18 protein-coding genes and 1 tRNA gene are annotated in these 21153 nt (G+C 37.4%); 9 read left to right on the top strand and 10 right to left on the bottom strand.

Annotation, left to right across the window (positions count from 1 at the left end; all coding sequences use genetic code 11):
• Nucleotides 1–188: 188 nt before the first annotated feature.
• The 5 genes from KTO63_RS18265 to KTO63_RS18245 all read left to right on the top strand — a co-directional run bounded on the left by KTO63_RS18265 (nucleotide 189) and on the right by KTO63_RS18245 (nucleotide 5490).
• Nucleotides 189–1214 carry a quinone-dependent dihydroorotate dehydrogenase gene (locus KTO63_RS18265; protein ID WP_217793004.1) on the top strand — a complete coding sequence of 342 codons (1026 nt, stop codon included), beginning with the start codon at nucleotides 189–191 and terminating at the stop codon, nucleotides 1212–1214.
• 126 nt (nucleotides 1215–1340) lie between these two features.
• Nucleotides 1341–2111, top strand: a complete 771-nt coding sequence (locus tag KTO63_RS18260; protein WP_217793002.1) for a TerC family protein — start codon at nucleotides 1341–1343, stop codon at nucleotides 2109–2111.
• A gap of 186 nt (nucleotides 2112–2297) precedes the next feature.
• On the top strand, nucleotides 2298–3797 hold the full coding sequence (locus KTO63_RS18255) for a sulfatase-like hydrolase/transferase (RefSeq protein WP_217793000.1): 1500 nt from the start codon (nucleotides 2298–2300) through the stop codon (nucleotides 3795–3797).
• Between the two features lie 123 nt (nucleotides 3798–3920).
• Nucleotides 3921–4009, top strand: a tRNA-Ser gene (locus KTO63_RS18250).
• A 251-nt stretch (nucleotides 4010–4260) separates the two neighbouring features.
• Nucleotides 4261–5490: a site-specific integrase gene (locus tag KTO63_RS18245; protein ID WP_217792998.1), complete on the top strand. Its 1230-nt coding sequence runs from the start codon at nucleotides 4261–4263 to the stop codon at nucleotides 5488–5490.
• 158 nt (nucleotides 5491–5648) lie between these two features.
• Here KTO63_RS18245 and KTO63_RS18240 read toward each other — a convergent pair whose 3' ends face one another.
• From KTO63_RS18240 to KTO63_RS18210, 7 genes are all read right to left on the bottom strand, one after another.
• A complete protein-coding gene (locus KTO63_RS18240; RefSeq protein ID WP_217792996.1) occupies nucleotides 5649–8177 on the bottom strand; it encodes a COR domain-containing protein in 2529 nt (842 codons plus the stop codon).
• A gap of 411 nt (nucleotides 8178–8588) precedes the next feature.
• Entirely contained in the window at nucleotides 8589–10334 is a 1746-nt protein-coding gene (locus KTO63_RS18235) for a DUF2326 domain-containing protein (RefSeq protein WP_217792994.1), read from the bottom strand.
• Nucleotides 10306–10572 carry an ABC-three component system middle component 6 gene (locus tag KTO63_RS18230; RefSeq protein WP_217792992.1) on the bottom strand — a complete coding sequence of 89 codons (267 nt, stop codon included), beginning with the start codon at nucleotides 10570–10572 and terminating at the stop codon, nucleotides 10306–10308. The genes KTO63_RS18235 and KTO63_RS18230 overlap by 29 nt, the downstream gene beginning before the upstream one ends.
• The gene (locus KTO63_RS18225) at nucleotides 10572–11528 is read right to left on the bottom strand and encodes an ABC-three component system protein (RefSeq protein ID WP_217792990.1); all 957 of its coding nucleotides are present in this window, start codon (nucleotides 11526–11528) and stop codon (nucleotides 10572–10574) included. Before KTO63_RS18225 ends, KTO63_RS18230 begins: the two co-directional genes overlap by 1 nt.
• Nucleotides 11529–11752: 224 nt before the next feature.
• The gene (locus tag KTO63_RS18220; protein WP_217792988.1) at nucleotides 11753–13741 is read right to left on the bottom strand and encodes a YWFCY domain-containing protein; all 1989 of its coding nucleotides are present in this window, start codon (nucleotides 13739–13741) and stop codon (nucleotides 11753–11755) included.
• A gap of 12 nt (nucleotides 13742–13753) precedes the next feature.
• Nucleotides 13754–15100: a relaxase/mobilization nuclease domain-containing protein gene (locus KTO63_RS18215; RefSeq protein WP_217792986.1), complete on the bottom strand. Its 1347-nt coding sequence runs from the start codon at nucleotides 15098–15100 to the stop codon at nucleotides 13754–13756.
• Nucleotides 15085–15477, bottom strand: a complete 393-nt coding sequence (locus KTO63_RS18210; protein WP_217792984.1) for a plasmid mobilization protein — start codon at nucleotides 15475–15477, stop codon at nucleotides 15085–15087. Before KTO63_RS18210 ends, KTO63_RS18215 begins: the two co-directional genes overlap by 16 nt.
• A gap of 774 nt (nucleotides 15478–16251) precedes the next feature.
• On the opposite strand from KTO63_RS18210, the gene KTO63_RS18205 reads away from it, so the two are divergent.
• Nucleotides 16252–16653: a hypothetical protein gene (locus tag KTO63_RS18205; RefSeq protein ID WP_217792982.1), complete on the top strand. Its 402-nt coding sequence runs from the start codon at nucleotides 16252–16254 to the stop codon at nucleotides 16651–16653.
• 94 nt (nucleotides 16654–16747) lie between these two features.
• Here KTO63_RS18205 and KTO63_RS18200 read toward each other — a convergent pair whose 3' ends face one another.
• Together KTO63_RS18200 and KTO63_RS18195 are read right to left on the bottom strand one after the other, a co-directional pair.
• Nucleotides 16748–17218 carry a JAB domain-containing protein gene (locus KTO63_RS18200; protein WP_217792980.1) on the bottom strand — a complete coding sequence of 157 codons (471 nt, stop codon included), beginning with the start codon at nucleotides 17216–17218 and terminating at the stop codon, nucleotides 16748–16750.
• 229 nt (nucleotides 17219–17447) lie between these two features.
• A complete protein-coding gene (locus tag KTO63_RS18195) occupies nucleotides 17448–17972 on the bottom strand; it encodes a hypothetical protein (protein ID WP_217792978.1) in 525 nt (174 codons plus the stop codon).
• Nucleotides 17973–18220: 248 nt separating this feature from the next.
• Between KTO63_RS18195 and KTO63_RS18190 the strand changes: the two genes are divergently transcribed.
• Both KTO63_RS18190 and KTO63_RS18185 read left to right on the top strand, forming a co-directional pair.
• The gene (locus tag KTO63_RS18190; protein ID WP_217792976.1) at nucleotides 18221–18967 is read left to right on the top strand and encodes a Shedu anti-phage system protein SduA domain-containing protein; all 747 of its coding nucleotides are present in this window, start codon (nucleotides 18221–18223) and stop codon (nucleotides 18965–18967) included.
• A gap of 106 nt (nucleotides 18968–19073) precedes the next feature.
• Nucleotides 19074–19457, top strand: coding sequence for a DUF5856 family protein (locus tag KTO63_RS18185; RefSeq protein WP_217792974.1), 384 nt, complete (start codon nucleotides 19074–19076; stop codon nucleotides 19455–19457).
• A 536-nt stretch (nucleotides 19458–19993) separates the two neighbouring features.
• Here the strand turns inward: KTO63_RS18185 and KTO63_RS18180 are convergent.
• Nucleotides 19994–20236 (bottom strand): helix-turn-helix domain-containing protein, encoded by a 243-nt coding sequence (locus KTO63_RS18180; protein WP_217792972.1) that lies wholly within the window; start codon nucleotides 20234–20236, stop codon nucleotides 19994–19996.
• Between the two features lie 309 nt (nucleotides 20237–20545).
• On the opposite strand from KTO63_RS18180, the gene KTO63_RS18175 reads away from it, so the two are divergent.
• Nucleotides 20546–21118: an RNA polymerase sigma factor gene (locus KTO63_RS18175; protein ID WP_217792970.1), complete on the top strand. Its 573-nt coding sequence runs from the start codon at nucleotides 20546–20548 to the stop codon at nucleotides 21116–21118.
• The last annotated feature ends 35 nt before the right edge of the window (nucleotides 21119–21153 follow it).

Genomic DNA, 21153 nt, shown 5'->3' with positions numbered 1-21153 from the left:
GTATTTCAAAGATAGGAAAAGTTTTGAGTGAAAAAACAAAGTTTTGAGTTTTGAGTTTTAGGTTTTGAGTAAGATTCCCGAGGTCATTTGTGCCTCGTTTTTTACTTCAAAACCCAGAACTAATAACCCGAGCAAAAACTCAAAACTCAGTACTCAAAACTCACAACTTCCTTATCTTCGCGGCCACTATGTATCCTCTAATCAGATCCATCTTTTTTCGTTTCTCTCCTGAAGGTGTTCATTACTTTTCAATGAATTCTTTTAAAACGCTTTGTTCCATTCCATTTGTAAGAAGTATTATCCGGTCATCGTTTGCTCCGTCAAACACACAACCAAAAGAGTTTTTGGGATTGCGTTTCAAAAACATCGTGGGGCTTGCGGCGGGCTTTGATAAAAACGCTTTGTACTTAAAAGAGCTTGAAGCCATGGGTTTTGGTTTCGTGGAAATTGGAACCGTAACGCCCAAGCCACAAGCGGGAAATGACAAACCACGGTTGTTCCGTTTGCCAAAAGACAAAGCGATCATCAATCGCATGGGCTTTAATAACGAAGGAGTAGAAGTGGTGGCAAAGCGCCTGCAGCAGTGGAAAACACGCAAAAGCGATTTGATCATTGGGGGAAATATTGGAAAAAACAAAGTAACCCCGAACGAAGATGCGTGGAAGGATTATGAGATTTGCTTCAATGCACTTTTTGATTACGTAGATTATTTTGTGGTAAACGTAAGCTCTCCAAATACGCCGGGCCTGCGTGAGCTGCAGGAGAAAGATTCGCTGCGCAAAATTTTGTCGCACCTGCAAACCATCAACCGTCAAAAGGCGCAACCAAAGCCATTGCTGCTGAAGATAGCGCCTGATCTTACACCTTCGCAAATAGATGATGTGATTGACCTTGCCATTGAAATAAACCTCGATGGACTTGTTGCAACCAACACCACCATAAGCCGTGAAGGACTGGTGACAGACAAAGCGGAAGTAGAGGCGATCGGCATGGGCGGACTTAGCGGAAAGCCGGTGCAGGAAAGATCCACAGAAGTTTTGCAATACATACATCAAAAGTCTGGCGGAAAGATTCCTGTGATTGCAAGTGGCGGAATTTTTACAGGAGCCGATGTCGAAGAAAAATTACAAGCAGGCGCAAGTCTCGTGCAAGTGTGGACAGGCTTTATTTACGAAGGTCCGACCATTGTCAAAAAAATATACAAAGACTTATAAAAAGTAAAAACTCAAAAGTGAAAAGTAAAAAGTAGAAAGTTGGCCCCGCCTACCTGAATGAATGTGGCATCGTCAACTTTTTTACTTTTTAATTTTTACTTTTAACTTATTAACAACCCTCTTCAAATGGAATATTTATTCACCGTTGATTCCCTTATCAGCTTACTCACGCTTACAGTGCTGGAAATTGTGCTGGGCATCGACAATGTTATTTTCGTTTCCATCATCATGGGCAGATTGCCCAAGGATCAACAATTAAAGGCCCGCAGAATTTGGATGTTCGCCGGTATTGCCGTTCGCGTGCTTTTGCTGATCGCATTGGGATGGCTCGTGCAGCAAAAAGGAAAACCGGTATTTGAAATTGGTGGCAAAGGATTTGACCTTGCCAGTCTTGTAATGCTGGCCGGTGGTTTGTTCCTTATTTATAAAACGGTAAAAGAAATTCACCACAAGCTTGAAGGTTACGAAGAAGGCGGCGGCGTAAAAGCAGCGGGAAGCTTTGGTGCAGCCATTGGCCAAATTATTTTGGTGGATATGGTGTTTTCTTTCGACAGCATCATTACCGCCGTTGGTATTGCCAAGCACGTTCCTATTATGATCATTGCAGTTATCATTGCCATGTTCATCATGTTTTTGTTTAGTCAGAAAATTGCTGACTTCATCAGCAAACACCCTACATTAAAAATGCTTGCACTTTCGTTTCTCGTGATGGTAGGTGTGGTATTGATCGTTGAAGGGTGGGATGGAGACAAAGCACACGATCTGCACTTGAAAAACTATGTGTATTTCGCCATGGCGTTTTCCTTTGGAGTTGAGCTGTTGAACATGCGTTTGCGCAGAAAAAGCAGCAAGCCTGTTGAGTTGCACAATCCGGAAGAAAGAACGAAAATAAATTAATAATTCCTGCCCGACTGCGTCAGCAGGCGGGAATAATTAATAATTAAGGAGGCCGCATTCATTAACGAATGCGGCCTTAACATTGGTGTTAAATGATAGGCAAGTTGTTCTAGCATTTTGGTGCTTCACCTATTAATTATTCATTATTAATTATTAATTGCTTCTAATTCTGTTTAATTTGTAAATATGTTGTTGAGAGCCATTACCATATTTTTCCTGGTGTTTAGCATAAATGCACACGTTCTGCAGGCGCAGCAGAAGCCTAATATCGTATTCATACTTGCAGATGATCTTGGCTACCATGACATAGGCACGTATGGCAATAAAGTGGTGCCAACACCACACATTGATTCACTTGCATTGAGTGGTGTAAAAATGCTGAATGGTTACTGTACATCACCTATCTGCAGTCCCTCGAGAGCAGCTATATTGACCGGAAGATACCAGCAACGTTTTGGATTTGAGTTCCAGGAAAAGGATGCACCGATTGGGAAGCTTTCTCTGATGCAGAAGAAAAAATTTTATAGAAGGGCACACAAGGAAGGCGATATTATTGATCTTTCAAAGGACTCAATTGTTGTGCCCAATGGTTTGCCAAAAGATGAAATAACACTCGCACAGGTGTTAAAGCAAAATGGCTATAAAACCGGAGCAATAGGGAAATGGAACCTTGGAGTGGCAGACTATCAGCTGCCCGGTGCAAAAGGCTTTGATTACTTCTACGGATTTTATGCTGCCGCAGGATTGTATGCGTCGGAAAAGGATCCAACAATAGTTAACCAGCACATCGATGATATTCTGGATAGGCCAACATGGTTCAGGCATAAATACAGTGCATTGGTAAGAAATGGCGAAGCTGTGGACGAAACGGAATATCTCACCAACAAATTTGGAGAAGAGGCCGTTGCATTCATCGAGCAAAATAAGAGCAGTCCATTCTTTTTGTATGTGCCTTTTAATGCGCCACACACTCCCTTCCAGGCACCGAAAGATATTGTGGCAAGATTTTCAAACGTTGCGGAACCGCAAAAGCAGGTGTACTATGCAATGATCACTGCACTTGATGATGCGATAGGGAAAATAATAGGCAAGCTGAAAGAAACCGGGCTCGACAAAAACACGCTCATCATTTTTACCAGCGATAACGGCGGCGCCACTTACACGACGGCTACCGACAACGAACCGCTCAAAGGAGGCAAGATGTGTGAATTTGATGGCGGCATAAAAGTGCCCTACATCATGAGCTATGCAGATAAAATTCCGGCAGGAGCAACTTATCAGTCGCCCGTAAGCACGCTGGATATTTTTTCAACAGCAGTTGGTGTGGCGGGCATTGCTGCGCCTGCGGGCAAAGTGTATGATGGCGTAAATCTGCTTCCGTTTGTAAGTGGTGAGAACAGCAATGCACCACATGATATTTTGTACTGGCGAAATGGCTACTCCAAAGCAATACGAAAAGGGGAGTATAAGCTCTACATAAACGAGAAGGAAAAAGTGGAATTCCTGTATGATCTTTCAAAAGATCCCGGAGAGCGTAATGACGTTTCCACGAATTTTCCTGAAAAAGCAAAGGAGCTAAAAGCCGACCTGAATCGCTGGGAGGAAACATTGGGCAAACCGATGTGGAAATCGCGGTTTCATTTCAGGTTAAAAGTAAGGGACAGATATTTTATTTTTCCGACATAAGAATCAGATTATCTGCCTATTTGTGGGTCTTTGGCGCCTATTTAAAAAACTTTTTGCGATGTTTTTGGATTGTATAAGATGAAGTCTTACTTTTGCCTCCCTCCCGTAAATCGGGACTAGGTAGGTGAGGTGCCTGAGTGGCCGAAAGGAACGGTTTGCTAAATCGTCGTACGGGTTACACTGTACCGTGGGTTCGAATCCCACCCTCACCGCAGAGTACATTGATAAATCATTTCAAAAGCCCGCAAATGCAGATTTGACGGGCTTTTTTGTTTTTACGACCTATCAAAAAAGCCCAAAATATCTCATAATAAACGCGAGTAGATCGTAGAGTACTTTAAACGGACAAAAAGTACTCTACGGTTTCCGCCGAAACCTACGCCCAGTAAGGGGTTCATTAATTGAACATCTTGTCTTCAAATGATCACTTTCTCATATTTGTTAACCGGAAAATTTTGTGATCATGTTAGAAAAAAGTATCGGGCTGTTTTTCTTTTTAAAAAAGCCAAAAAATTACAAAAGTGGAGCAAAAGATGTGTATTTGAAAGTTACAGTAGATGGAATTCCAAGGGAGTTGTCATGCAAAAGAAAATGGGAACCGTCGCGATGGAGTGTCGACGCTGGCCGGGCTACAGGGCAGAAGGAGGACTCCAGGGAATTAAATATCTATTTGGATACCCTGCAGACTAAAGCTTACGAAGCAAAACGAATATTGCTTGACAGGGGCAAAGTCGTCACCGCAAATGCCATTAAGGATATCTTGAGCGGTGTAGAACAACAGCGGCGTATGTTCATCTACCTTTTTCAAAAGCACAATGATGAAATGAGTAAAATGATTGGTAACGGAGTTGCTAAAGGGACTTGGACAAACTTTAATACGTCGCTTACTCACACGAAGGAATTTATAAAGTACAAATACAAGGCGGCCGACATGAATATTCTTTCGCTTGATGTTGAATTTATAAAAGATTTTTATGCGTGGCTACGAACAGAGAAAAAATGCGCTCATAATTCAGCAATTAAGAACCTCGCCAACATGAAAAAAATAGTCTTGGATTGTGTTGAGAAAAAATGGTTAGTGGGTGATCCATTTGCAGGATTTGATATGACAAGAACTGAAGTGAAGCCAACATTTTTGATGATGGACGAATTAAAAGCCATTATGGAAAAAGAAATCACAAATGATCGGTTAGTAAGAGTTCGCGATGTATTTGTTTTTTGCTGCTTTACTGGACTCGCATTTATTGATGTAAGGCAATTAAAGAGATCTGAGGTTGTCAAAGGTTTTGACGGAGAATATTGGATCAGTAAGGACAGACAAAAAGAAGGGGTGCTGTCACAAATTCCACTGTTGCCGGTTTGTATTGAGCTATTGAAGAAATATGAAAACGATCCTATGTGTTGTGCCAACAATATGCTACTGCCTGTTCTAAGTAACCAGAAGTATAATTCGTATTTAAAGGAGATTGCCGTTATATGCAATATTAACAAGGAGCTGACATCGCACGTTGCAAGACACACATTTGGAACATCTGTGACGTTAGGTAACGGAGTTCCAATCACGACAATAAAGGAAATGTTGGGACACAAAACCTTAAAACAAACTTTGCATTATGCGCGTGTATTAGCTGTGAAAACAAGCGAAGATATGCAAGTGTTAAAAAGCAAATTGACAGGCACCTTTAGCCTGTGAGTGGAAAATTTGCCAACGTTGACCCCTCTTCCGCACGAGAAAATACGTGTAAATCGTCGTGACGAAGCTGGGGTCAGGATTGGCGGTTTTTCCAGATAGGTGCGATGGTTTGTAAAAGACTGAATATCTATTCGTCAACTAGGATGACAATTTAATCCCTATTTACGATTCATTAGTTTGTCCATTCTTTCTAGAAACCATTTAGTTTTTACTAATTCAGTCTGCTTTAAATTATACTTTTCGATTGAAGTCTTTTTAAAGTATGTTTTTACGCTATAAGACTTCAGAAATGTCTCTAAATCGTCAGATTCTAAATATTTAATTATTTCATTCTCATCAATTTTCGTTCTCAAATTTTCTCTTTCAATTTTAAATTCCTGATACCCATCCCTTGATTTTTTAAAGATTGAAACTATCTCTAATTTTCTACTATTTTTTTGTGAAATTAGATCTTGAGTGTATGCTTTTTTATCGAAACCATCTAGTTTTAATTCTGCAATATTTTCCGGGTGATACAGGTAATTTTCAATGCAATAGTAGTCGAGAATGAAATAGTTAGGATAAACTTTCCTGATTTTCTCTATTTCACCATCAATTAAAAAATCTCTATCTCTTAAGCCAAAGAACTGTGGCCGTGTTCTAACTTGGAAAAAAACAGAAGCACTATCTTTTTCAGCACAAAAAACCGCATTGGCAATTGCAGTTTCTCTAAATAATGCTTCATTTGTATTCTCACAAAAAATCATTTTTTCTTCGGATAAGCGGCCCTTAATAACATCTGTTGTAAGTTGCAAAACGCCCACTTCTTCTAAACTATTATTACACCTTATTTTAGCAAGGTTATTCATTTCATATCTTAATAGCAAGTCAAATTCATAGAAGTATGGCTCATTAGATTGCTTACATTGCGAACAAATGCATGGCACCATTTCCTTGAATTCGAGTTTATTAAAATCCCTATGTATTTCATTGATAGTTTTCCTGATTAAAAAAAGAAATTCTCTTTTATTTACACCAGAGAGCTGAATCGAAATTTTGTTTTCAAAATACTTTTCACGTATGATTGCTTTCGTCCCTTGGTAGTGTAAAACAACGCCGTATCTCCAGTAGTTGTTATCTAAAATATCTTGATTCATTTTTACGATAAGTCTTGTCAAGATACCTTTGGGCATAAATTGATAATGTATTTCAAACCGTAAATTATTTGGGTCGTCTACCCATGAATGTTCTATCTCGTCTACAGGAAGTAGCCTTGGAGCTAAATATTCACCATTAGAAAGTTCAAAACATAAATCGAATTTTTTGTTTTTCATTAATGTAATGAGCTCCCTAATTTTATATCGATATTCTTCTTCATGCCAGATTCGTTTAAGATCTTCGATAGAAAATTTGCCCTTCTTATCAATTACTTGTTGATCATCTAAAATCTTGTAAACTCCCGTTGTTAACCATTCATGATTTAAAATCACAGTGTCTTTTAAGTCGATATCGTCTTGAAAATGTAATAGAACACCTAAGTCATGAAAGTACTCACTTAAAAACAATGCGCTCTCTGTTTTTCTATAATGAGAACGGCATATTTCTAAATATTGCTGTTCGGAAATATAATTCTTTCCAGCGAGTTTTAATCCTTCCAACTCAATTCGAATATTTACCCACTTCTTCGGAAGTGGATTTCCAATATGCGGCAAATTAGAGGCAATAGTTTTGAGATTATTTCTCAAATCCGAAATTGTCTGTTCGTATCCTGACTTCAAACTTATTTTTTTGAAATCGACGATATTGGCAAATGTTATAGAAAATTCTTTTACGGGAAGTTCTTTGGTAGGTTGATCACATTTATTTAGAACAAGTGTAACAGGACTTTTGTCTCCAAGAAGTTTAATTATATTCAACCAATAATAAAAGTCATCGTGGCTATCTTCTTTTCTCGACTCCGTAACCATCATGTACATTGACCTTTTTGTCAAAAAGAATTGGTGTGTCGAGTGGTAAATTTCCTGCCCTCCAAAATCCCAAATATTTATTTGTAAATCTCGTTGAATTCTAGGATTAATCAATTGTATTTCATCCTTTGGAATTACCCATCGATTTATATTTATTCCCTCAGTGCTTTCTTCATCTATTAGTTTAAAGCCTGGATCAATTAAGGCTTTTGAAATACAAGTCTTGCCAACTCTTCCTTCTCCGACTATAATTAACTTAGCCTCATATAGAAAATCTTTCTCCTCTAACTCTATAAAAAAATTACGTAGCGATTCAATTCCTCTTGCAACAATTTCTGGTGGAATCATTTCAAATGGATTCCCATCTAGTATTAACTGTTTTAAAGATGGCATATTTGCTATCTTAGCTGAAAAATCGGTTAGCTTGTTATTTTTTAAATTCAGCAATTCAAAGGATTTTAGTTTTATCAAACTTTCGCTAATTGATGAAACTGCATTTCCTGATAAGTTAATTCTGTAAAGATTTGTCAAGTGTTTAATCTTATCAGGTAATTCTTTAATTTTATTTTTGTTTTGTTCTTCACAAAAATCGTCATTACTAAAATCTATACTAGTTAGATATGGCATTTCAAAAATTTCTTCCGGAATTTCAGTAAGGCCACAGTTTCTTAATTCCAATAATCCCCATTCACCTTTTTTTACAGTGTCAATTTTGGCTTTTATTTTTTTTTCTAAAACCATTTTAGTTAGTCTTATTTATTAATGTAAGGAATGTTTTATTTAGGAGCTAATATTACAGCTATTCGTACAGCATGGACGTTTTGCGGAATTAATATTCTGTGTATTTGGATTGTTGATCAATAAAATACTAAGTGATGAGAATTATTAAGGCCGAGCCAAGTTCCTTCGGGCTGCATCATAGCTAAAGATTAATTTACAAGCTTTGGATTGAAGTAAGCCGTATTGAAAAGATGCACGAACCTTGACCCTTCGCAGCGCGAAGATATACAAGTAGTTTACAGTGGCTGTATGGAGATAATTTCATGTAGCTGGGTTTAGGTCTTTAATATAGTGAATTTTGTTAGGAAATTCTGATTTTATAATGTACGAAATTGGATAAAGCGATTCTTTTAAACTGGCTCAGAAGCAGCCCTACTCTTTATCATAGTCCAAATCAATCTTTATACCCAACAGTTTTGATTCTTCAGATTCATCGGTGAGCTCAAGCACAATATGATCCGAAATAATTTTGTTGTACTCGTCTTCCCCCATCTCCAATTTTAAAGAATCGAGTGTATTTTGATTAGCGGAAATTATATACTGCAAATTGTTGGAAATAGTTTTTTCATAAGCTACATTAAACAGTGTTGCCTGTTGCCTTGAATCTATTTCAGATAATAATCTACTGTCATGAAAAATAAACTTCATTTTGTGATTGTGCTTTGCTAATAGCAACGTCCAGTCAAAACAAAAAATTTTTACATCATTTACTCCATCGCCTTTATCGTCATCTATTTTAGCCTTAATTTCAAAGCGGTTTTTATTGATTCCTTCGTTAATTTTAACTTCTATGCCGGCTCTTTTATGTTCATAAAATTCCTCAGTCAAAGCTTTAAAAATAAGAATATTGCTTTCAATTAGTTGTCGGTTTTTTTCTAAATATTCTGATGTTTTAGTGTTTTCTAAACTAAACTCTCTTTTAAGCTCTTCTGACTTGCTTTTGTATTCTTGTTTTAATTGGCGATATTTTTCAATGCTATCAAATTTTATTTTCAGTTCTTTAAGTTGCTCATTCATCTTAGTGAATTCATCCAAAGCACTTTTGCTGTTCAGGTACTCAAGTTTTACATCTTTTAACTTTCCCAATCTTTTAGATAACGATTCAAGTTCATAAAGCTTTTTTTCGAATCCTTCTTTTTCTTTCACCAAGCGTTGAGATCTATTATCCAATATTTTTTTATTGAATTCTTCTACCTCTGCTAATTGCTTTATTACGGAGTCAGGCAAACTAACCATTGCTTCCTTATACAGCTGTTCGATACGTTTCTTAGGAATATCAGGAGTAATATCCAGGCTTTTATCAATATTGGAAATAGCTGTTTTTATTGTAGCCGTTTTATTGTCTAGCATTTTGATTTGAATTTTCAAATCGTCTGCTTCTTTTACAACCTCGTGGTAATCTTCGGCAACTTCAAACTTCGATAAATTTTGCTCTAGCTTCTGAATTTTTAGCTTTAAATCCACTACATCAATTTCAAAATCATCATCATCGTTCTGTTCAAAAAAAGTTTTTATAATGGTGTCTTTTTCAAACGCCTTCCTCATGTCCTCAATCTTATCAAGTTCATCTTTAAGATTGAATTTTCTTAAGATTAGAAAAATATCTAGTCCTAGAAGAAAAGCGTTATTAATAGTACGTTGAAACTCCTGCTCTTCTGGAATAAAGTTATCAAATGAGTTATAGCTTGCTTTTTGAGGGCGAATAAATCGTGGCAATAAGGATCGGAAAGTGAGATATTTTGCTGAATCAGGAATATTAAAAATTTTTGATGCAAGGAAATCAGTAAATTCTTTGAGTGATTTTTCTTCATCATTCAAATAGATTATATTCTGATTATTGCATTTACGTGTGACTGTATAAGGAATATCATCAATTTCAAATTGTAAGCTAAAATCCCAGTCTGGAAGTTTTGTTTCAAATTCAGGATTTTTCTGGGAACCTAAACAAAAATTAATTAAGGCTATTGAAAGTGATTTGCCAACACTATTATAAGTATCTTTTTTATTTTGAGTATAATCATTATTGTGTCTTCTTCCAACTATGAGTGAAAGTCCAGACCTGTTAAACTCAATTGTTTTAAACCCAGGATTATTTGCTGATAGTTTTATTAACCGCATTGTAAATTAGTCCTTCAGAATTAATATCAATAGCTCCAATTATAAATAAGTAATTTAACGCCAAAACTACATTATCGAAACCATGATAAGCGAAAGCTTTTTTAGTTTCATTTTGTTTACCAACTTTAAACCAAAGCTCATCTACTGATTTAGGTCCATCATGTAAATATTTTAAAAGATAAGCACCTAAACCCAGCAGGGATTCCGATATTCTTATGTGCTTGGAAGGTAAAATCATTAAAATAATTCTTGTTGCTGCTTCAAAATAGGTTCTTCAAATATATCGCAATAACTGAAGAAATAGGCCATTAACACAAAAACCGCATCACGATATATTTTATCTGACGCCGGACATGCCTTTTTCACAATATCGAAAAACACTAAGTCATTTTTTTCTGAGGAATCGGGAATTTCATTTACAGCATTTTTATATAGTTGGGAAAAAGTGTTTTTAAGGTCATCCTTTGTAAATGTGCTGTTTAATTTAAAGTACTCTTTCAATGCGCCATCCTGATATGAACCATAACGTAAAAAAGTAGCAACATGCTGACTTAACGAGTTAAATATTATTTTTTCTTCAAAATTTGGATTTACGGGGAATTTTTCAATAATCAATCCATCTTTTAATGAGATTAGATGTCCTATTACCTCTCCCAGTATCGACGTATCCAAACTTATATCTTCCGCCATAGGTATCTTACCGAGAATATCAATAATATGATGATGCGGAAGTTTGAGAAAGATATCTTCTAAATGTTGGCTTAAAAATGCTTTGCATGTTACTCCTAAATAATTAGTCTCAATTTTAGTTAATTCAGGATGTAACGTTGGATAAGTACCCTTATATTTATCATTTAAAACAAAATTGAACTCTTTAACAGGTGTGACTGTTCCATGCCAGTATGCGTACAATCCACTAAAATCAGTTGCCAGTTTTTCAATTGCTTCCTTTTCCTTTTGATGAGGATTTTCCGGAGCATACACCTGAAAATATTGACCGGTTGATTTAATAAACCCGTCGTTCTTTCTGTCACCATATTGTCCCTGGGGTTTAATTTGGATGAAATCTACATTGTGTAATCTCATGACTTTTGAAAATAAGTTCTCATAGTCTTGTCCATTTCTTTGATGTATCTCCAACTGAAACAAACGCCTGGCGATATATAAATCATCTACGGTCAGGATTGTAAACATTGCAAGCTTTTTTGGGTGATTTATGCAATAGCCAATTCTTTCTTCTTTGAATAAAATAGCTAACTTTTTGATTACTTCTTTAGAAAGTCTTTTATTATAGTTTAGAATTCCAGAAAAATTGCCTTATTTATTCTAAGTCTTTCACCAAATCTTTGGCTTATAGAAAATAAATATATAAAATCTCATTCAATTTGAGAAGGAGCAATAATGTAAGGTATTACTATTCAGCTTTTCCCATTCATTTTAACAATCATGATTTCCAACTCTGGAGTATTCATCACCCTTTCAAGTTCATTCTGTGCGATGTTTTTGGATTCTTGCTTGACGCGCAAGTAGTTCTCCATGATAACGTAGTTATCAACAGTCAATTGTGGCAAATCCGAAGGAGCAATTTGCTGACCGGCCTGACTTCCTATCTCAATCAAGAACTCCGAATGAAACATTTTCTTCTCAATTCTTTGTCCAGGAGTATCTGCCACCATTCCAACAAATTCCCCCGACGAAAGACTTGCAATTGTTGATTGTGGAATTGCAAAGTCCATTTGTTTAGAGTGATTGACAGATGTATCCCTACTATTAATGGAAACGCTTTCTCTATCTTGCATAATCTTTCCAAAGCGATCAGCAAGAACTCTAGCACTATCACCCGTAACCTGCCCGGAGATAATATTACCCGCCATCGACATGATTACATCTGCCTGGTGTTTTCCGTAATGTAAAATTAGCTGGCTGGCATCTTGTATGACAAGTGTAGTACTCACGAGATAGCTGCGGCAAACAGAAAGAAATTTATCAACGCCATTCCATGAAATGTTCGCAAACTCTTCGAGCACGATCCCGCAAGGTTGCTCTTCTTGTTCCTTTAATAGTTTTTGCAAATTGTTTAGATAAAGGGATATTACCGCGCTGTAAATATTTGAAACTTGAGGGTTGTTGGCAATGCATACAATCTTAGGAGCTTTGGGATCATTGATGGTCATCATAAAATCATCACCTGATAAAACATAATATAGATTCTCTGTTGATAAAGTGCCGAGACTAACGGCCGCTCCTGAGATCTGACCAATTAGTTGTTTACCTGCATCTTCCTGGTAGGCTTTTATAAAAGGACTAACCAATATTTCCAAAGTGGGTTCAGCACGTAAAATTGTAAACAGTTTTTCAAATTCCACCTGTGCCAGTTCGATCACATGGGGTAAGGTGCAGTATATTCCATCTTTGTATTTGCGTAAGAACCAAATTAAGGCTGTCACAAAATTGATAGAAGATTCAATCCAGAAGTCTCCCTGGTTCTCAATCCAATCCTGATTTAATCCCAACAGGATTGATCTTGAAGCGGAAGCAGCATCAGTAATACTTCTAATTGACTGTGCCATTAGGGGATTACAACGGTGAACCGGTTCGTCAAAATTGATCACATAAAATTCAGGAGTTGTTTTGTACTTGTTTTTATTTTGGAGGAAGTGATAGTAAGCAACATTCGTGAGATCAGGATATTTAAAATCATGGATGAACATGGCAAAGCCTTTTTGTATCTGCTGTTTGATGATTTCTTTTACAACAAAAGCTGTCTTACCGCTCCCACTATTTCCCATTACCAAAAGTCCCCTGAAACTGTTGACGACATTAATCCAACTTGGCCTTGTTTTACCTTTCAAGTTATAGGTTGCCCTAAAATTCAAACTGTATTTATTTTCAAGTAGTCTTTCTTCCTGCGGAAAAGTTTCGTTGAGTTTGTTAAAGACATCACCTTGCAACTTTAGCTTAAGGATACGTGTGAGCAGAGAACCACCTGTCATAAACAAGATATAGCCAAGACTGGTAATAACAATATACGCAAAGGCAACTTCAGTAGGTTGCATGCGCATATACAAGATTAATACACTAATCAAGTAAAGCAACACGCCTGTCAAAAGATAAGCAAAGGCTGTCCTGTAATTAAAAGTAGTGCCTTTCCTTCCTTGTGTTCCTAACAATGATAAACTAAGGAAGCCCAATGCTATCAATTTGGCTCTATGAAAATTGCTGAATAGGCCTGTGTGAAGAATATTGGTTAGTAGCCTGTCACCAATGGGATGCGTCCATCCCCATATTTTAAAGGCTGCATAACAACTATAATAAAAATGCAATAGCAATACAGCGACACTTATCATCCTGGTCATGTCCATCATCTTTTTTAAACCCATATCATTTTCACTGGTTCTTGTATTCATCGTGTTTATATTTTATCGTTCACGTTCTTGGTTTCGGCGCCTGCGGCGTTTTTCCTCCTCTCTTTGCAATTCACTGTTTAAGGATTGCTGGTCATTTTCAGGTTGTAGCATTTCTTTCAGGATATTGGACAGATCTTTTCCTACATTTTCTTTAAGTGAAGATTCTCGCTGCTTTTCTTTTGGGTCATTTTGTGGCACTTCTTTCTGTAAGGATGTAGCTGCGCTTTGAGATGTTTTGTATGATGACGTTTCTTGTCGCAGCTCTTTTTGATTTGCCTTATCCTGGGTTTGTTGTTGTTCAATTCCGAGACGTTCCAGCATTCGGTTGCTGGCATATTCTTTCCCAAGATCGCTGCCGTTAAAAACAGCTTTTGATTCATGGTCGATATAGGTGATGCCATAAATTTTTCGCTGTTCATTCCTACGTAGGACTACTGCAATGCGTTCCCTCTCTAGGGCCTTTACCAGTTCATCCATCGTATGCGGATTTTTCAGCAGCGACCAGTCAATCATTGTCTTTAAATGTTTTTTGTCAGCCTCTCTTTTTTCTTCATTCTCAATAAACTTTTTTTCGAGTTTGTCAAGGGTTGGCTTGGAATAAATGTCACTGGCTTTTATTGGAACACCTGTCTTTTGTCCCTGCTCATCCAGAACACGGTATGTTAACCCTCTGTTCTTATAGATGCGTCCTTCTTCCTGTCCACGGTCCGCCATCACGTTGTATTGTTTGAGCACTGCATTTAATTCTGCAAGTGAAGTGTATTTATATTGATCAATAACTGTATCCAAAACATTGGTAATGCTTCGTTTTGTTTCCGACTTTCCGTACTGTACTTTCTGTGCATTCGCCACTTTTTGTTTTTCCAATTGCTGATTTAATTCTTTTTTATCAGCGCTCACCAGTCCATACATTTTCTCCAATTCTTTGCGAGCAGGTTCGGAAATATCTTTTCCCAAATTGTGAGTCGGGATACGACTGCCATCATCTTTGATAAGTGTAGATACAATATGAACATGGGGATGCCCTGCATCATGGTGTTGATAGACGAGGTAGGGTTGGTTACCAAAACCAATTTTTTGCATGTACTCATCACTGATCTTTTGCAGAAATTCTCTGGATAATTTTGGAGAGTCATCCGGGTGAAAATTCAGCGATACATGCATGACTTTTGTTTGTGCACGGTCATTCAATTCCATTAACTTCTGAAAACGTTCCAACTTTTCATAAAAATTCATCTCATCCGCACGCTTTAAATAATTGCTGGCATGGATCAATTCAGCCTGTCCTTTCTGCACTTTTTGTTCATTATAGTTCAGAGCGCGCCTTATGCTTTTTGGATGTTTTATTTGCGGGACCATTGTTCATAGAGTTGTATCATGTTTACCCTGATTTCTTCCACCTTTTGCAACAAGCTTTGTTTGCTAGCTTCATTTTGCAATGCCCATGTTTTTATTTCCGGCACTGTGTCTAAAGTATGCAGCTTATGAATGGACTGGTTGAAATTATTGCCGATGGCATTCAATTCATTTTTGAGTTGATTCATCACTGTCAAAATTTCATTGGCAGACTGGTTGCGGTAGTTAATCGTAACAGGTTTGTTGAGTAAAACTTTTCTTGCATACTCACTTAGTTTGCGACAAGTAGTCGATTCAAAGTAGTGATAGATGGTAGTATACTCGTCGTGCTTCACGCGGAAGCTGATCCAATTTTTGGGTGTTTTGATTTGTTCTTTCATCACATTTTCATTTTCACGTTTTCAAAATCACTGCATCCTACAGATGCAATCACAATAAAATCCTCATCCGCTTTTCTCCGCAACGACTCCGGAGTGTCGGAGCGAGGTCCGAATGTGCAACATTTGTACACCTCGCCGGTTGCGGGGACCGGCAACCTCGGTTGTCTTCGGTTTTTCTTACTTGGATATTTGTGATTTATATGTTTGAGAAATGACCGAGAGCATTTATGAACTTCACGTCTTAATAACGATTAGGCTTCTCACGCAAAAAGTCTTTGTGTTTGCAAATCGATGTATTGCTCCATAGAGAACAAAAAGTACAAGAGTGCGACGCAACGGCTGTTTCATAGTAGCAATGCTGTCTGGTTCATAATAATTACACCGAACTAAACAACAAGCCCGATCAATGCAGGCTCTGTAAAACTGTCAGTGATTGATTTATATGAAAGAATAGCAAATCACTCTTGCAAGTCACAGATGTGCTTTTTATGTTTCAAATGTTGAGCGATTTAAATGTTATAAGACAAAAATAGGTTGTGCAACAATGCTCGTCAAGATGTTTAAAAAATGAACATGTGATCAGTGCGATGCCTTGAGTTTTTATAGCGTTAAAAACAGGGATAATATTTTGTTAGGTTCGCAGCAGCGGTCAGTGTTGCGCTTGCCGAATAAGTATAAATACGGTTGACAAGTACTATGAGATGGTATAATTTACAATAACCGAAATAACATCAACACAACTATGGAGGTTGCGAATAACGATAATTTTCTACTATGAAATTTGAAGAGAAATTATATGAAGCTTGTTTTACCCTTGTAGCGGATTTGGCCTGGGCGAGGGATAATAACTATGTTGACAATATAGAAGAGTATACAGCAAGAGCGGGAGAAATGACGAAGGGATTCGTTGAGATTGCCGAGAAGTTATATCATTTGGTTGATGAGTTACCCAAAAGCCAGGCAATATTAATTGGGGCTATTAATTATATATCTAGGCAATCGGGATCTCCAAGCCGTAGTTATTACGCGTGGTTTGAGAATACGCTGGCAACTCTTTTAAGGATATGCAATCACGATGCGCCTATTTTTCTTGAAGATTTGCCATTTGCTATGTCAATGCAACAAGGTTTATTGGCCGCTATGAAGGATGCATTGGATAGAGGACAGCACGCCTAAGAGCAGGCATTTTTTACTTTTAAACTGGATAGCAAAAAATATTAAGGCAATTTGTTTCCTGATAAATTTTAATTTGATGAATAAAGAAAGGGCGTTACAACGCCCCGCTATCTGCGAATGAATAATAGTTGTCCATTGTAATAATGAGGTGATCCAGGATTTTTATATCCAACAGTTTTCCTCCTCCGCAAATTTTATGCGTCATTTCCACATCACTATTGCTGGGTTTTAGATTCCCGCTCGGATGACAGTGGCAGATAATCGCGCCGGAAGCTCCTGCCTTCAATAGCAATCCGAAAACAAGTTTCGGATCAACGATGGTAGCGCTGATAGCACCGCTAGAAAGTTCACAAATGCCCAGCACGCGATTGGCATGGTTCAATGCCATTACTTTGAACTGTTCGAGCAGTTCAATCTTATCCAGATTCCATGTGTCAAGGAATAATTTATAAGCGTCGTGTGAGCCTTTAATTTGTGGTCTTTCAGATGGCCGCATTTTAGATTTGTACACAATTTCCAATTCTGAAACTTTCATCCAGGCTGTTGTGTTAGCTGACTTTTCCATAATTCATGATTTTAATTGTAAATAAATTATGGAACCATTCACCGGCTTTTACTTTGATTAGTGCATGGAGGAACGCAATAAAGGAAGGCTTTGTGAGAGGGTACTCGTGTTTATGGCGTAGTTCCTTGCCAACTTATCAAAAGTAAAAACCGAAATTTTGGAATAATTGATGCAGCAAAAATCTTCTCCTGCCTCTAAGCTTGTTATTAATTCACAGTCGAATTTGTCATTAACCTGCGGACTCTTGTAAACGCTTTTCCTGTAGTCTTTCCATAAAATAGTCAAAGTCTCCTTCCCATTTTTTTAATTCATTATCGATTTGGGTTCTGTCTTTGACATATCTCAGTGCCAGAAAGAAGACAAAGCCTTTGAAAAAACTTTCCAGTTTTTGCGAATGGATTCCAAAGTCCTGGCAGAAGTCGACTGCACTTTGTGCCTGCTCAACTGATTTTGTATGCAGGTGATTTTTCCAAAAATTATGTGCAAGAATATTTCGCTTGCCCACATAGTCGTCAAGCTCTTCTTTAATGATGAGCTTGTGATTTAGCTTAAGTAAATTAAATACGGTGCCAAGTGTGGCCCTCGCGAGATTAGCCTTTTTAGATGTTGTGAGAAACTCTTGCCCGGTGATACCAAAAATGTCCACGTCAAACTCTCTCAGAATGTCTACAAGTTGATTGGCTATATATTCCACTCTTTGCGCAGAGATCAGCGCCATACCGATTCGGGCATATACAAAGTTTTCGTTTATCATATTTTTATTTCCATTTCATCCCTGTAATAAATGCTATCATCCACCGGGTTGTTTATCTTTTTTGCTTGTTTAAGATAGTATATTCTGCTAACAGATTATTAAAGTGGGCGACTCGGCACAAATAGTTTAGGTGGACAAATCATGCGTGCAATTTTCATCATCCACTGACCGCCTAGATTTTGCCCAAAACAGGTTATATTAGTTACGGCATATGACAAGCACCACACCAAAATAAATCTGCTTACACTATGGACACGAATTGGTACGATAACCACCAGAAAAGAGTAAACTTAATAAAAGCTGAATGGGAGCGTATGCTTTCACAGCATTTGTCTGAACGTTTTTATCAAACGTTTCTATCAAAGTATGTAGGGATTTTCTGGGGCAATGAAAATTGCCATTTGGTTATCTCAAAGCTGAAATTAGGGAGTGAGTTGGAGACCGATTTTGTGTCACTCACAGATGGCTTTAGTAACGGGAATGTTTTTGAATTAATAGAGATTAAGCAGCCAAGCGCCAGACTATTCACTGAGAAAGGGACGATGACGGCCGACTTTAACCGCGCTGTGCAGCAAATAAGGGATTGGAAACGTTGGTTAGTTGATAATAAGGCTTGGGTTAAAGCCTATTTGCCGACGATCAATACTAGGGTGATTTTTGACAGCCAGTTGAAATTCACTATCGTCATTGGGAGGCGAACAGATAATCCCTATGAGATAGAAAAGAGAAATCAAATTGGAAAAGAAATCGGTGCTGAAATAAGGTCGTTTGATTATCTGACTGACAAAGTAACGAAACGAATTTTCTACCCACGGGCTTGGACGGAAGATGACTTCCCAGACTTCGAAAGCCAGCTGGCAAATCCATTTCATAAAGCGATTACAGATGCTCGATGGAAAAAATTTTGCAAATCGACTCAGGTAGCCTGCTCGCATTTTTATAGCCGGCACTACTGCGAGGTCATTAAAAAAAGACCCACCTTCGATTTTGAATAAAGCTATCAAAAAAGACAACAAAAGGGTTCTAACGTTGTTGTGTATTCTAGCGGATTGTGCTGCGAGTAGTTTTTATTATAACTAATAACCATAAAATTATATAGACATGGCCAGTAAAGTAAACAAATCAGAAGTCGCAACGTTCCTTGGTGAGCTGATCTCTTTTCGTAATTCCCTAAAGCTAATTCACTGGGCAATCACCGGTAAGGGAAGTTATGAGGCCCATATATCTCTTGATCAGGCCATAGAATCACTTGTTGATATAACAGATCGTTTGGTGGAAACATCGTTTGCTTTGGATGGTACCCTGGAAATAATTATTCCTGAGACGGCCAAGCCCAAGGAATACATCAAGCATATTGAGGGATTTTATAAGCATGTAGAAGACAAACGAAAGGCACTTTTTCCAGAATCATTTTCCCAATCGATTATTGACGACGAGCAGGAAGCGATTCAACAATTACTTTTCCGTTTAAAACGATTGGAATAATCAAACTGCATGGCTTGAGCAATATGCAGACTATATTAGGAGCTAACAGGCAAATAGCCGAATAGTTAGCAAAGAAGAAAATAGAGTTCCTATTTTTTATTGCATATTCAATCGTCTAAACGTGTTTTCTCAAAGTGACACCGATGATCACCAATATGGACAATTGTAATTGCTAAAGAATTTTCGGGTGTAATAAAAAACAATTCCGAAGCTTTATAATCGAAGATCGTTGTTTGAAAAGTAATGAATCTTTGTTGGTTAGAAATAAAGAACTATGTAGTTGCGAATAAAGTAATTGAGAAGACCTTGATGAATTGCGGATCACGGATTACATGGAGTGAGATTCATGAGCTACTGTATATTCAAAACAAATCAGAACTCCTGTAAATCAACATAACGCTCTAAGATTTCATGAATTTGATAATATTTTGAGTGATTATATTAAGAAAGAAAAATTGAAATGAAAATCCGCAATGCCAAAAAGCATAATGGATGAACTACTCATTCAATTGTAGGTATATTCTTAATAACATATGTTAAAGAGGGTTTTCCGGTAAAAAATCTCTTGGCGAACATTTAAATAACTTTGCAAGTTCATTTAAATGTTGATTGTTGTATTTTGCCCTGCTGCTTGGGCTTTCAACCTGCCCTATAAAGCCCGTAGAAAGATTTAGATGAATGGCAACATCCTCTTGTGTATATTCTCCCTTCATCCTTTTATTGATGACTTCGGTGATAATATACCAATCAATTTTACTTTTTTGAATTTTGTACGCCATTCCTAAAATGCAAGGAATGGAAAGATTTTAGATAGGCTTCCTATACAGGTATAGGAAAATGTATTAACTTACACATTGATATTTGCGATTCTTCATAAACTAATTTGAAGCAATTCGCTTTGAGTCTCGTCTTGAAACCTCGGAAATTTCTAAGACCGCGAGATAATAAGTGAAGAGCTCACGTTTTGGCGTGGGCTCACTTATTCGTGGTCGGGCCTCCGAGGGCCTCAAGACGGTAAGTTGAGTTCCGCGCCATTTTTTATTCCTGCGACAATGCTTACCAGACTCATGATTTTAAATCTGCTGATTATGAGTCCGCTTCAAAACAAAACGAATGACGATCAATTGATCGCCTTGCAACAAGGAGACGAAAAAGCGTTGAGCTATTTTTTTAATAAATATTATCCAGCCCTGGTCCATTATGCCAATTCAATCACAATGAGCAAAGAATTATCAGAGGAGATTGTTGCCGATTCATTTGTCAAACTTTGGGATAAGCATGATCGCTTTTTTGCGGAAAACTCATTACGCAGTTTTCTATACCTGGTGACAAGGAACGCTAGCCTGAATTCTAAAAGAAGCGGGAAAAATGAGAGGAGTCTTTACGACTTGATGTTTGTTGAAGACGAAGTTTCGTCCAATGATTTCGAACTCTTGCTTAGGTCTGAAACCTATCATGCGGTTTTGCTGGCCATGAACGATCTGCCAAAACGTTACCAGGATATCTTCCAACAATTATATATGGAGGGAAAATCTTACGCTGAAATCGCTGACGGGTTAAATACATCCGTGAATAATATTCGTATTCAAAAAATGCGTGCGCTAATACTACTGCGAAAAAAACTACCATTCACAGCTCTTATCTTACTTATAGTTCTATGATGATAAATAGACTTAATGGCCTTGTTTTATTAAAA

Origin of the sequence: Pinibacter aurantiacus, from assembly GCF_019130065.1 — a bacterium.
GTDB lineage: Bacteria > Bacteroidota > Bacteroidia > Chitinophagales > Chitinophagaceae > Pinibacter > Pinibacter aurantiacus.
Note: the sequence above shows the minus strand (reverse complement) of the source record. Positions and strands in the feature narration are given on the sequence as shown.

Excerpts from the sequence above, each read along its gene's own strand:
- KTO63_RS18265 (WP_217793004.1), top strand. The coding sequence starts at position 189 with ATGTATCCTCTAATCAGATCCATCTTTTTTCGTTTCTCTCCTGAAGGT.
- KTO63_RS18260 (WP_217793002.1), top strand. The coding sequence starts at position 1,341 with ATGGAATATTTATTCACCGTTGATTCCCTTATCAGCTTACTCACGCTT.
- KTO63_RS18255 (WP_217793000.1), top strand. The coding sequence starts at position 2,298 with ATGTTGTTGAGAGCCATTACCATATTTTTCCTGGTGTTTAGCATAAAT.
- KTO63_RS18245 (WP_217792998.1), top strand. The coding sequence starts at position 4,261 with ATGTTAGAAAAAAGTATCGGGCTGTTTTTCTTTTTAAAAAAGCCAAAA.
- KTO63_RS18240 (WP_217792996.1), bottom strand. The coding sequence starts at position 8,177 with ATGGTTTTAGAAAAAAAAATAAAAGCCAAAATTGACACTGTAAAAAAA.
- KTO63_RS18235 (WP_217792994.1), bottom strand. The coding sequence starts at position 10,334 with ATGCGGTTAATAAAACTATCAGCAAATAATCCTGGGTTTAAAACAATT.
- KTO63_RS18230 (WP_217792992.1), bottom strand. The coding sequence starts at position 10,572 with ATGATTTTACCTTCCAAGCACATAAGAATATCGGAATCCCTGCTGGGT.
- KTO63_RS18225 (WP_217792990.1), bottom strand. The coding sequence starts at position 11,528 with ATGTTTACAATCCTGACCGTAGATGATTTATATATCGCCAGGCGTTTG.
- KTO63_RS18220 (WP_217792988.1), bottom strand. The coding sequence starts at position 13,741 with ATGAATACAAGAACCAGTGAAAATGATATGGGTTTAAAAAAGATGATG.
- KTO63_RS18215 (WP_217792986.1), bottom strand. The coding sequence starts at position 15,100 with ATGGTCCCGCAAATAAAACATCCAAAAAGCATAAGGCGCGCTCTGAAC.
- KTO63_RS18210 (WP_217792984.1), bottom strand. The coding sequence starts at position 15,477 with ATGAAAGAACAAATCAAAACACCCAAAAATTGGATCAGCTTCCGCGTG.
- KTO63_RS18205 (WP_217792982.1), top strand. The coding sequence starts at position 16,252 with ATGAAATTTGAAGAGAAATTATATGAAGCTTGTTTTACCCTTGTAGCG.
- KTO63_RS18200 (WP_217792980.1), bottom strand. The coding sequence starts at position 17,218 with ATGGAAAAGTCAGCTAACACAACAGCCTGGATGAAAGTTTCAGAATTG.
- KTO63_RS18195 (WP_217792978.1), bottom strand. The coding sequence starts at position 17,972 with ATGATAAACGAAAACTTTGTATATGCCCGAATCGGTATGGCGCTGATC.
- KTO63_RS18190 (WP_217792976.1), top strand. The coding sequence starts at position 18,221 with ATGGACACGAATTGGTACGATAACCACCAGAAAAGAGTAAACTTAATA.
- KTO63_RS18185 (WP_217792974.1), top strand. The coding sequence starts at position 19,074 with ATGGCCAGTAAAGTAAACAAATCAGAAGTCGCAACGTTCCTTGGTGAG.
- KTO63_RS18180 (WP_217792972.1), bottom strand. The coding sequence starts at position 20,236 with ATGGCGTACAAAATTCAAAAAAGTAAAATTGATTGGTATATTATCACC.
- KTO63_RS18175 (WP_217792970.1), top strand. The coding sequence starts at position 20,546 with ATGAGTCCGCTTCAAAACAAAACGAATGACGATCAATTGATCGCCTTG.